Raw genomic sequence first — 10255 nt, 5'->3', positions numbered from 1 at the left:
AACTCCGCCACCGCGGCGATGTCCTGGATGGTCCAGGTGGTCTTGCCGGTCATCTTCGCGGACACCGCACCCTTCTTCAGCCCCAACGGGGCGCACAGTGCCTGCTGGTTCAGGCCACGTCCCGTCAGCTGCATGTTGACGTTCCAGATGAACACCTTCTGCATGTAGTCGCCGAGTCCATTGGTTCCGGGAGATGATTCAAAACTTGTCATATCAGGTTCCTCCATATTTGCATACGTCCATTGCTGATGGACACAATCCTACAACAGCGATTTGCTTCGACGCAAGTTCCCTGATATATTGTCTATCGTGAATGGACTGACAGCAAAAAGATTGGATTCTCCGATGCGTCGATACATGACGGCGGCGGGTCTGAGCTGCCGTGACCTCGCGAAGGAGATGGGCAAGTCCAAATCCTCGGTCGCGGGGAAGGTCAACGGTTCGATACCGTGGCAGCAGTCCGATCTGATCTGGCTGGCCATTCACCGAAACCTGTCCCCGGGGTACGTGCTCGGCATCGATGCATACCTGACGGACGGCGGGTGGAAACCCGAAACAAGAATCCCCGGACCGGCTGGAACCCGACACGGGGATTGAACGGCAACAACCATGGGACGCGCCGGCGCGTGCATCCGCCAAGATCAGACGCCAGCTGTCCCGATTCCCCGAAGGAGGATCATCGCCATGACCGATTCTACCAATGCCGCCGGCGTTCGCCCGGCGCATGTTTCCGAGCCTACCCGTTCGCGCGACTCCGCGCGGCGGACGACGCGAGTCGATGGGAACGTCGACATGCGCATTGCGAAAGCTCATGTGCTGTCCATGCTCGCCCACCCGTCCCGGGGCTCGCGCCGTTGAGGCGCGCGTCCATGGGACATCCCCTCGAATCCGGCCGAACCATGTGGTGGATGGTCGTGGTCGCCGTGTGCGTTTCCGGCGGCGTTCTCGCGTATGCGTTGTGCCGCGCCGCCCGCTTGGGCGACGAGATCGGCGCAAGACTGCGCGAACGGCGTGAAGCGGACCGGCGGTGTGACGTCGAGGAGGACTGTCGATGAGCAGCAGGGCCGAGAACTGGGCATGGGAGCGTGACGACGTCAAGGGCATCACCAAGTTCGTGCTGGTGTATCTGGCCCGTCGCGCCTACTACGACGATGGCGCCGCCGCCTGGCCGAGCGTGGAGACCATTGCGTTCAACTGCGGATGCTGTGAGCGCACGGTGATCCGTTCGTTGCAGGAGTTGGAACGCAAGGGCTACATCAGGCTCGGTGACCAGGAGATGTCCGCGCGCAATCCGCGCACGCGCAAGCCGATCGCCAAGGGGCATCGCTCCCGCGTGTGGGACGTCGTCATGGACGGCGGCCGTCCCGCCGAGAACATCGAGGAGAAGCCCCGGAACCTGGACGCGCTGGCCTGCTCCGGCGAGTCGGATATAGGCAAGGACAATTTGTCACCCGACGGATTGTCACCCGAACCGACGGATGTCGGCTCGCGGACAAATTGTCCCGAAATTCCGGACAGAAAGTCACCCAATAGACAAGTGATAAACAATTCTCCCTTCATCCCCTTCGGGGATGTCTCCCTCAACGTCGGACAAGCCTGCGCTCGGACGTCCGCCACCAATTCGAAGCCTGGAACCGTTCCTACGCCCGATTGGGGCAAGGCCCTGCCTCCACGGGGATGCAGGAACCCGCTGTGGGTGCCCGAGCCCGGCAAACTGCCCGAGCCGGTCACAGAGCGCGCCGGCCAGGAGGTTCGCGTGCTCGACGGCATCCGGCAACGCCTGCTCGCCGTGGATCGACGGTTCGACGTTCCGGCGACCATGGCCGACCGCAAGGCCGTCCACTCACTGCTGATCGACCGGCCATACGGCGAGATCGTCGCGACGATGGACTGGGCGTACCGCAACCGTTACTGGCTGCCCCGGCTCGCCAATGGAGCCAAGTTCGCCGCGAACTACGTGCAGCTGCGGCTTGAGATGCTCACCCATCCCGATCCGACGGGCAAACGCGCGCCCGATGCCCCACTGCCGGTCGTCAAGGATCCCAACCGGGCGATACCGGTCAGCTCGTTGTCCGCGAGCCGCGTGCCGATCTACGGGGCGGCGCTGCTGCGCACCTCGCTATGCCAGGAGCACATCGACGGTAGCATCTCGCAAGAGGCATGCCCGGTATGCGCATACGACAAACGCAACCATGCCACCCACGACGTCGCCGGACGCCGCAGGGCGAAAGCCGGTACTACAGCGGGGACGGTGCGGCCATGAGCGGGGTCGCGAATCGTCTTGAGGAGTGGAAGCAATCCGGCGAATGCCGCGACTTCCCACGACCCTGGTCCGACTACCTGTGGTCGTTGGAGTTCGAACACCGTCCAGCCGACGCGAAGGCGTTCCACTCGGTCGCCAGGGCAGTGTGCGAACAGTGCCCGGTCCGGGCCGAATGCCTGGCCTACGCGGCCAGCGGAGGGCTCGAATGGGGTGTGTACGGCGGCAAGGTATGCACCGACCGGCGACGGATCGCCCGAATGGCCGAAGCCGACGGCGTCCCCTGCCGGGATCGCGGCATGCCATGGATCCAACGCTGGCAGCTGCTCACGGACTGGATCCGCGCCCATGGGAACGTGTTCGACGACGTCACCGACGAGGCCAGCGCGGAACGCCAGCAACGACGCCTACGTGCGCGGTCCGGCCAATCCCCGAGCACCGCATGACCCGTCGAACCGGCAGACATTCAAACAAGCAGGAATCCAAGCAGCCAAGCAATCAAGCAATCAGACAATCAAACGATCAGGCAGCCCGGCCTGCGTGATCACGGGCAATCGCAAAGGAGAAGAACGAATGCGCATCACCATAGCCAACGCCAAGGGCGGGGTCGCGAAGACCACGTCCAGCATTTACATCGCCTCGGTCATCGTATCCAGAGGAGGCATGGCCGTCGTGTACGACGCGGACCCGCAATCCAGCGCCAGCCTGTGGGCCGCCGCCGCTGAGCAGACTGCGGATCCGTTGACGTTCGACGTACTGCCCGCAAACCAAGCCACGCTTCGCCATCTCGCCTCGGATCCGGACCCGGACGAATGGGCGATCATCGACGCGCCTCCGCAGGGACCGGCCCTGGATCTGGCAATCAAGGCCGCCGACTTCGTGATCGTGCCGGCATCGGACTCACCCATGGACCTCCAACAGGCATGGAGCACCCTCGACATGGCCAGAATGAGCACTCCCGCAGCCCTGCTGCTGGTCAAGGCCGAACGCAGCACAAAGGCGTTCCGCGACACTATGGACGCCCTCATTGCCATGGACACGCCCCGATTCGATACGATCGTGCCGAAGGCCCAGACCTACAAGCGTTCGCTCGGCACCAACCCGCACCAGTTGGGCGAATACCGAGACCTCGTCACCGAGCTCCAGCAGATCGCCGGAAAGCAGAGGTAAGGCCGTGCAAGGAAACTACCAGCCGCTGGCCCGGCCAGTGCCGTTCGACGACGTGCTGCGCCAGCAGAACAAGACACCCAAGACCACGGGCGAACCATTGGTCATGCTCTCACTGCGCATACCCGTGTCACTCAAGACCCGTCTCAAAACCACGGCCGCCGCACACGACCTTCCCATGCAGCAGCTCCTGCGCGACGCCATCGAACACGAGCTCGACCATCTCGACGGCAACGACGAGACGTAATCCGTTCGGCAATCAAGCAATCCAACAAGCATACAAGCAGTCAAACATGCAGACACGATTCCATGAATACGCCATGTCTGCGGAAAGGAGCCACTATGGACTATTCGATGGAGGTCTCCGTACTCGGCGACCGGATCAGCGTCGGCGAGGAGGGGCGCGTCATCACCCTCGGCGTGAACACCGGATTCCCGGCAGGCTCGACGGCGGGGCTGGCGTATACGATCTCGCCGTTGCAGGCCCGCGTGTTCGGCGCGCAGCTGCGCGCGGCCGCCGATGCCGCCGAAGGACATCCGGGCATGCCGTCCGACGAGGAGGTGAACGCGGCGGCGAAGGTGTTCTGCGGCGGAGTATGGAACGGGTTCGACCCTGACAGCATGATGCCGACCGAACAGTTCGACCGGTTCTGGAACGACGGCGAAGGCCACCAGCTCTACCGGTCGATCGCACGCCATGCGCTCATCGCCGCCCGCATGTCCATCCTCGCGGGACAAACCGAAAGCTGACAGGCCAACAAGCCTGCATGCAGACAAGCAGACATGCAAACAATCAAGCAATCAAACAAGACATAAAGCAAGCAATCCATCAATCAAGAACGGAGCGGGACCATGAACGACAACCACGACGAAACCGGAGAGTCCTTCGATGATATCGAGGATGATTCCACGATCGAGGACCGTATGAGCGCGCACATCGCGGCCATCGCCGCCAGTGGCGTCGCCGCCGAAGCCGAAGCCCTGGCCAACCGACAGGCTGACATGGCAGCCAAGGAACGCCGCGAAACCCGGCTTGCAATCCTCGCCGTCGTTGCCATCGTCGGTATCGTTATCGCTTACACCATCGCACATGTCTCGTGCAAGCATTGACTCTCAAACAGAACATCTGTGATACGCGATGCGTTCGCTGCTTTCAAAATACTACATATAGTATAGGATATGTATCCTATCAACTACATGTAGTAGAAACGCTGGGAAATGGAATAAAAAGCCACGAACTGCTATTGTAGTTCATTACATGAACGAGGGATGACTCGACCGGCTCTTTGCAGTGTGAAGCGGTCTCCCAGAAAGCGGACGGATCCTTTCGGGTTCGTCCGCTTTCCTTTTTCGGAAAGGAAAGGCGATGGCAGACGCACAAGCCGATGTCCCAACGCCGGCATGTCGGCGTCGCGCAATGACCGTGGAAGAGCAGTGCGATGTCATGGCCCAGCATGGCATCACCTTCCAGAAATGCAGTAGGGAAAACGCCAAGCGTTTCCTTCAAGACAACACGTACTTAGAAGTCTCTGCCGTTATCGTCTCTGATGCCTTATTTTACAACGGTTTTGAGATAGCGCCACCACTCCCCGTGCCCCCCGCGTGCCCTAATGCCTCAAAAATGCGAACCCTTCATGTCTGAAATAGTGAAGTCTAGGCAGAAAACCAGTGTAGTCTAGTCCGCATGGAAACCATGCACGCCGTCACGCCAAGCGATACCCGCCGTATCGCTAGTGCCGTCGTGCTGCGAAACGGCGGATACCGCCACGCCGCGCAACGTCGCGCCGCCGTGGCCCAACTGTCCAAGGTGCTGCAATCCGTCTCGATTGCCCCCGCCGCGCCTATCACCGGATGCATTACGCCTGAGAACATGATGGGGACGATGCCCGCCGTTCTCCGTGGTGCCTATGAAGACAACGAACGTCGCGCCGCCCTGTTCATGGGAATGGCGAACGGCTCCATATCCGTTTCCGAAGCGTTCGACCTTGTGTTAGACGATGAAGTCCGTCTAACTCGGGACGAGTTCGCGGAACTTACGGAACTGTGGCGTGCCGACGCACGCGATGACGAAGTATTGCCATGGGCTTACGCTCGCGCGCTTGCGGCCCTTACGGAATACGCCGACGAATACGTTGCCGCTGAGGCGCTGACGATTCGTGCGGACTGCCTTCATATGTTCCGTGAAACGCGCGCGTACACACCTGACGGCGATATGGTGCTTGCTTTGCTCATATTGCTTGCGGCTGCAATCATCCAAACGGATGCAGCCGAAACATACCACGTCCAACGACCGCCGGATATTCTGCCGCTCGTATCTCTTCTGACCATTGCGGCCATTCTTGCGCCGCGTGCTCCCCAGTTCCGCCTTCCAATGGCGTGAATCTTGGGGATAGTGTCAGACGTGCCCGCATATCGGCCTTAAGGGCGTGAATAGTCATACGCTCTGACGCTCCCCGTATCTCGAACGAGGGAGTAATTTAGTCATGTCTACGCAAGTTTCGGGCGTGCCCGCCTTGCTGGTGAATCGAACGACCGCCGCCGCAATGCTCGGCGTGGAAGCCGTGACGGTGGATAGGTGGACGGCTATAGGCGCTCTGCCTGTGGTGGCAGTCCCCGGAACCGGTAGGGCGGGACGGCCCCGCAACATGTACGCGGTGGCTGATCTCAAGCGCTTTATCGAGGAACATACCACGGTAAAACAGCAGCGCGGCCCCGCCCCGGCTCCAAGGCCGCGCCGCCGCGCCGTCTCCGCCGCCGCTGATCTGCAAAACAGCAGCGCCGCCGAAATTCTCGCCATGGGAAAGCGGGGTGAATGAGATGGGACGCCCCTCTAGTTGGCTAGACCCCGCTACCGGCGAACTTAAACGAAGCCGCGTCGCTGTTATCTACAACTATGTGGCGCGCTGCTGCAAGAACGACCACGGCCGCTACGAACGGCTTGCGGAACCGCGCACGATACCGCTAGGCAGCATCGCCCACCATGTCGGCCTACCGTGGGCGTTCGCGGGCGGCAACATTGCCGCATCAAACCGCCCTATCATCAAGCACATAGCGCACGCGCTACTGAGACTGCAACGTATCGGCCTCATAGAGGTATACCCGTGCGACGGCCTCTCGGTGTGCGTTAGGCTGCGCGTCACGCCGGAAACGTTGCGCAACCGTTACGGCGAACGCGCGTTAGTCCGTGCCCTTGAGGTATACGAACGGAACCGGCAGCATGTCCAAGCACGATAGCGGCGGGCGGTGTGGTTATGGCAAACCTCCCTAGCCTCGGGCGCATGATAGATCTCATCATGCCGTTCTATCCGTCCAAGGCCGTCACGCACAAAGATTGGCTAGTGCTGCACTACATGGCCGATAACGTGAAAACGTCCGGCAACATGTGGACTGTCTACCGCTTCTTTGGAAGCCGGGACAAGTGGGCGCGCAACATGTACCCCGATACAGCCCCGGCCAACGCCGTGCGCTACATCGGTACGTCATTGCGGCACCTTGCGGCCGCTGGACTGATCGAACAAGTGCAAGACGCCGGGCGCGGCCATACGGCGGAATACAAGCTGCTGATAGTCGAACGGTACAAGGAACGCCGCCGTGTCGCCGCGCTGCTGCAAGAAACGGCCCGTGTCCACTACGAACTAGGTATAGAACTAGCCAAGCAGTGCCGGGACGACTTCACGCCCCGCAACGGCCTTGAGCCGGTACCGGTACCCGCATGCCTGACCGCTGTGGATAACTCCGGCTGGCAGTGTGGATAACCCGCGTCGGGGCGACGGCTTGCGGGATAACAGACATACACCAAACGGGATAATAAACATACCTATGGTGTATGTCTGTTATACACAATGGTGTATGTTCAATATCCCTAATGGTGTATGACAGACATACACCCTAGTAAGAGATAGTTAGAGATAGTTAGAGTTAGTTAGAACGTAGTGAGAGGAATCGGCGCGGCGGTGCCGTCCTGTTTTTTTAAACGGCGATGCCAAAGGGACACCCCGCGCCCAGTGTTTCACTCTCCCCAATAGGAAAAATAAAAATCCCCACTTAGGTGGTGAAAAACGGCTTAAAATGAAGTCTATTCCCCACTAGGTATGTAAATATGCCACTTTTTAGGGATTGTTCTACATTTGTCATGTTGTGCAACGAACATGGGCCGTCTTTCCCTTGCTGGTCTGACGGCCCTTGCTCGGCTTTGGCTAGTCGGTCATTTCCACGTATCGGGCGGCGCTTTCATACATCTCGGCGCGCATGGCCTCAAGCCCTACGGTGACGTTGCCCGATATGGTGCCGTCGTTGGTGCTTTGCAACTCTATGAAGCCTCTCGACTGCAACAACCGTGCCCCGGCCCGTGCCGTGCTGCCTCGCCGTGCATGCCCGTCCGGGGGATGTGCCATGTCTCCACGAACGCTTCGGCGGGGATATGGAACGAAAGCGGGTCGTCGCCGCGCACCATATCGACCAACGGGCCGATCTCGCCTTGCAGCATGGAAACGAGAATACCGGCTATGATGCCGCTTGCACGTTCGACCTCGACACTACTTGATGCCGTCTTGCGCGGTGCCTTGCGTCGGTCACCGTGCCCGTTCTCATATCCATAGTGAATCTTGCCGTTGCGGTGTCGTCTTACCTGTGCCGTCGTATCCTCTACCGGCGACGCGCCCGGCGCTGGTTTCGGCGGCGCTGGTTTCGGCGGTTCCGGGGTTGACGGCTGCTCGGTCATGGTAGCGGCGTTCACAAGACCGCGTAACCGGCCGTCCGGCAGCGCCGTATAAGCCATAGTGGTTTCAGTACTTGCGTGGCCGAGCGCCTTGGACACGCCCAGCATGTCGTGAGATTCCGAGTAGGCGACCGTAGCGAACCGGTGGCGTAGCTTGTGAGCCGTGTACCCGTCCGGCAGCAGTCGGCTAATGTGCTTGCCTATGTACGACACCTCGACATGACCGCCGAAGCGGCCGGGGAACACATACCCGCGCGACGCGATGATTGCGGCCGCTACGTCGCCCGGCAAAGGGATAATACGCTGTTTGTCGCCCTTGCCGTGGACGATAAGCGACTTGCCGCCGCTGGAATCGGCCACCACATCACGGCTGTGAACCTGTGCTATCTCCGCACGCCGTAGACCGCACTCGGCGGCTAGCAGAATCATCAACCGTTCCGAAGCCGTGGCGCGCTGCAATGCGTCACGTATCGCGCTATCCGGGCATGGCGTGGGCTTCGGCTTCGGCTTGCGTATACTCGGCAGCGCTTCGGCGGGGTTATCCTCACGACCTTGCTCGATACGGCTGTACCATTTGAAAAACGACGAAAACGAGTTCTTCACGCCCTTCTTGTACTCGCGACTTGAACAACGCCCCAAGGCCCGGACTAAGTCCTTGGTGGCGACTTCGGCCGGTGAGGCACCGGCGACCATCGCGAAACGCCGCATATGACTACGCCGCGACGCTATCGTGTTCGGACTGTAGCCCATCGCCTCTAGATAGTCGAAATAGGCTGCAAGAGGTTCACGCCATGCTTCAGGCAATTCACACGTCACTGCTTCACCCCCTTGATCGTCTGACGGCCTGTAGCACTCGCCATGTCGTTCATGCGCTCCACAAGTCCCATGTCGTCGTCTTCTGTCGCATGTTGATAGATAAGCGCCGCCCGCATGCTGCTATGGCCCATGCGTCGCATTAGTTCCTTGGTGGTGGCACCGGCCTTGGCCGCGATCGTCGCGCCCGTATGCCGCAAATCATGGAAACGCAGATCGGGACGGCCCGCCGCCTCACGCGCCCGCCTGAACATCTTGCCTACGGTGCTGTTTGCCATAGGGGTACCGTTGCGGGTGCCGAACACATACGCTGCGTTGTCAGCCCCTGTGAACTTCTCCATATGCGCCGTCAGCAAGTCCGTGATGTGTGCCGGTAGATATACGACACGCCGCCCCGCGTCAGTTTTGAGAAACGCTTCTTCATACAGTTTGCCGCCTAACCGGTACGCCTGTTTATCGACATTCAACCGGTAGCAGACCGCCCCGGCCTTATCGACCACAAGCACCACGTCGGCACGCCGCAAGCCCGCAAGCTCACTGAAACGCAACCCCGACCACGCCGCGATATGGATAAGCGCGCGGTAACGTTCGGGCATGTTCGCCGCTATCGCGTCCAGTTCCTCGAACGTGGCGGGCTTGCGCTCCGCCGCCCTGACACGTGCCGCCCCCTTGATGACGCAAGGATTGTGCCGTATTACTTCATCGCGCACGGCCTCGGCCATGATCGCATGCAGCAGCCTGTAAGCCTGAGACGCGCGCGTTTTGCCCGTGCTGCGCTTGTTCGGCATCTCTCCGGCCTCTACCCGTGACGCGAACATATCGGAAATGCTCGCCCACCACTGTTTCACCACAAGGGGCGTCATATCGTTCATCGGTACGCCCCTAACGTGGGTAACAACAATTGGTCTAGTAGTTCCGCGTACATGCGTGCCGTGCCGGGCGCTAAGTGTTCTCGCCTCTCCCTAAGCCATGTCAAGGCATACACTTTGAACGTCTGACCGGCTAAACGTGGGTCTACCCACTCATTGCGGTTGATCGCCGCCCGCACCCCGCTAAGCCATGCGTCGGCGCTAGTCTTGCTGCTAAACGTATCGGGGGCGGTGAACCTCTCCCCATTCACCACATAGGACGCTTGATAGCGTCCTGAAGGCAGTTTCCTTATCTTGCCGAAACCTCGACGATTTCTAGCCATATGTATTCACCTCCGGCGTGTCGCGGGCTTAGGGCATCGGATAGCCGTCGTGCCCCCCACGTGCCCTAAGACCTGTCGTTTGTTGTTGTTTTGAGATGAAAACAAG

At 60.3% G+C, this 10255-nt stretch carries 15 protein-coding genes and 1 pseudogene; 12 read left to right on the top strand and 4 right to left on the bottom strand.

The genetic code is table 11. The annotated features are described in order from the left end of the window. Positions 1-2: 2 nt before the first annotated feature. Positions 3-134, bottom strand: a pseudogene (locus tag DSM100688_RS12100) (helix-turn-helix domain-containing protein); the annotation flags it as partial. A gap of 211 nt (positions 135-345) precedes the next feature. Here DSM100688_RS12100 and DSM100688_RS07500 point away from each other — a divergent pair. The 12 genes from DSM100688_RS07500 to DSM100688_RS07450 all read left to right on the top strand — a co-directional run bounded on the left by DSM100688_RS07500 (position 346) and on the right by DSM100688_RS07450 (position 7182). Next, positions 346-597, top strand: a complete 252-nt coding sequence (locus DSM100688_RS07500) for a helix-turn-helix domain-containing protein (RefSeq protein WP_223847555.1) — start codon at positions 346-348, stop codon at positions 595-597. A 311-nt stretch (positions 598-908) separates the two neighbouring features. Continuing rightward, the gene (locus DSM100688_RS07495) at positions 909-1055 is read left to right on the top strand and encodes a hypothetical protein (RefSeq protein ID WP_163146909.1); all 147 of its coding nucleotides are present in this window, start codon (positions 909-911) and stop codon (positions 1053-1055) included. Next, positions 1052-2263, top strand: a complete 1212-nt coding sequence (locus DSM100688_RS07490; protein WP_150381224.1) for a helix-turn-helix domain-containing protein — start codon at positions 1052-1054, stop codon at positions 2261-2263. The genes DSM100688_RS07495 and DSM100688_RS07490 overlap by 4 nt, the downstream gene beginning before the upstream one ends. After that, complete coding sequence (locus tag DSM100688_RS07485; protein ID WP_150381225.1) at positions 2260-2706, top strand: WhiB family transcriptional regulator; 447 nt, start codon at positions 2260-2262, stop codon at positions 2704-2706. Before DSM100688_RS07490 ends, DSM100688_RS07485 begins: the two co-directional genes overlap by 4 nt. A 127-nt stretch (positions 2707-2833) precedes the next feature. After that, positions 2834-3430: a ParA family protein gene (locus DSM100688_RS07480; RefSeq protein ID WP_150381226.1), complete on the top strand. Its 597-nt coding sequence runs from the start codon at positions 2834-2836 to the stop codon at positions 3428-3430. A 4-nt stretch (positions 3431-3434) separates the two neighbouring features. After that, on the top strand, positions 3435-3674 hold the full coding sequence (locus tag DSM100688_RS07475) for a hypothetical protein (RefSeq protein ID WP_150381227.1): 240 nt from the start codon (positions 3435-3437) through the stop codon (positions 3672-3674). Between the two features lie 95 nt (positions 3675-3769). Continuing rightward, positions 3770-4177: a transcriptional regulator gene (locus tag DSM100688_RS07470; RefSeq protein WP_150381228.1), complete on the top strand. Its 408-nt coding sequence runs from the start codon at positions 3770-3772 to the stop codon at positions 4175-4177. Positions 4178-4279: 102 nt separating this feature from the next. Then, positions 4280-4537, top strand: a complete 258-nt coding sequence (locus DSM100688_RS07465) for a hypothetical protein (RefSeq protein WP_223848171.1) — start codon at positions 4280-4282, stop codon at positions 4535-4537. Between the two features lie 256 nt (positions 4538-4793). Then, on the top strand, positions 4794-5069 hold the full coding sequence (locus DSM100688_RS07460; RefSeq protein WP_152358476.1) for a hypothetical protein: 276 nt from the start codon (positions 4794-4796) through the stop codon (positions 5067-5069). Positions 5070-5111: 42 nt separating this feature from the next. After that, on the top strand, positions 5112-5807 hold the full coding sequence (locus tag DSM100688_RS07455) for a hypothetical protein (protein ID WP_152358475.1): 696 nt from the start codon (positions 5112-5114) through the stop codon (positions 5805-5807). A gap of 274 nt (positions 5808-6081) precedes the next feature. Beyond that, complete coding sequence (locus DSM100688_RS11780; RefSeq protein ID WP_163146919.1) at positions 6082-6243, top strand: hypothetical protein; 162 nt, start codon at positions 6082-6084, stop codon at positions 6241-6243. 462 nt (positions 6244-6705) lie between these two features. Further along, positions 6706-7182, top strand: coding sequence for a hypothetical protein (locus DSM100688_RS07450; protein WP_152358474.1), 477 nt, complete (start codon positions 6706-6708; stop codon positions 7180-7182). Between the two features lie 554 nt (positions 7183-7736). Here DSM100688_RS07450 and DSM100688_RS07445 read toward each other — a convergent pair. The 3 genes from DSM100688_RS07445 to DSM100688_RS12415 are packed head-to-tail and all read right to left on the bottom strand — an operon-like array spanning position 7737 to position 10149. Continuing rightward, positions 7737-8960, bottom strand: coding sequence for a tyrosine-type recombinase/integrase (locus DSM100688_RS07445; RefSeq protein WP_240811847.1), 1224 nt, complete (start codon positions 8958-8960; stop codon positions 7737-7739). Next, on the bottom strand, positions 8957-9829 hold the full coding sequence (locus tag DSM100688_RS07440; protein ID WP_152358473.1) for a tyrosine-type recombinase/integrase: 873 nt from the start codon (positions 9827-9829) through the stop codon (positions 8957-8959). Before DSM100688_RS07440 ends, DSM100688_RS07445 begins: the two co-directional genes overlap by 4 nt. Beyond that, positions 9826-10149, bottom strand: a complete 324-nt coding sequence (locus DSM100688_RS12415; protein ID WP_476727150.1) for a hypothetical protein — start codon at positions 10147-10149, stop codon at positions 9826-9828. Before DSM100688_RS12415 ends, DSM100688_RS07440 begins: the two co-directional genes overlap by 4 nt. Between the last annotated feature and the right edge of the window lie 106 nt (positions 10150-10255).

Source organism: Bifidobacterium ramosum, assembly GCF_009299505.1.
GTDB classification, from domain to species: Bacteria; Actinomycetota; Actinomycetes; order Actinomycetales; family Bifidobacteriaceae; genus Bifidobacterium; species Bifidobacterium ramosum.
This window is presented reverse-complemented; position numbering and strand designations above follow the sequence as displayed.

Bases quoted from the DNA above. Each gene is read 5' to 3' on its own strand.
- DSM100688_RS07500 (WP_223847555.1), top strand. From the start codon at position 346: ATGCGTCGATACATGACGGCGGCGGGTCTGAGCTGCCGTGACCTCGCG.
- DSM100688_RS07495 (WP_163146909.1), top strand. From the start codon at position 909: ATGGTCGTGGTCGCCGTGTGCGTTTCCGGCGGCGTTCTCGCGTATGCG.
- DSM100688_RS07490 (WP_150381224.1), top strand. From the start codon at position 1,052: ATGAGCAGCAGGGCCGAGAACTGGGCATGGGAGCGTGACGACGTCAAG.
- DSM100688_RS07485 (WP_150381225.1), top strand. From the start codon at position 2,260: ATGAGCGGGGTCGCGAATCGTCTTGAGGAGTGGAAGCAATCCGGCGAA.
- DSM100688_RS07480 (WP_150381226.1), top strand. From the start codon at position 2,834: ATGCGCATCACCATAGCCAACGCCAAGGGCGGGGTCGCGAAGACCACG.
- DSM100688_RS07470 (WP_150381228.1), top strand. From the start codon at position 3,770: ATGGACTATTCGATGGAGGTCTCCGTACTCGGCGACCGGATCAGCGTC.
- DSM100688_RS07465 (WP_223848171.1), top strand. From the start codon at position 4,280: ATGAACGACAACCACGACGAAACCGGAGAGTCCTTCGATGATATCGAG.
- DSM100688_RS07460 (WP_152358476.1), top strand. From the start codon at position 4,794: ATGGCAGACGCACAAGCCGATGTCCCAACGCCGGCATGTCGGCGTCGC.
- DSM100688_RS07455 (WP_152358475.1), top strand. From the start codon at position 5,112: ATGGAAACCATGCACGCCGTCACGCCAAGCGATACCCGCCGTATCGCT.
- DSM100688_RS07450 (WP_152358474.1), top strand. From the start codon at position 6,706: ATGATAGATCTCATCATGCCGTTCTATCCGTCCAAGGCCGTCACGCAC.
- DSM100688_RS07440 (WP_152358473.1), bottom strand. From the start codon at position 9,829: ATGAACGATATGACGCCCCTTGTGGTGAAACAGTGGTGGGCGAGCATT.
- DSM100688_RS12415 (WP_476727150.1), bottom strand. From the start codon at position 10,149: ATGGCTAGAAATCGTCGAGGTTTCGGCAAGATAAGGAAACTGCCTTCA.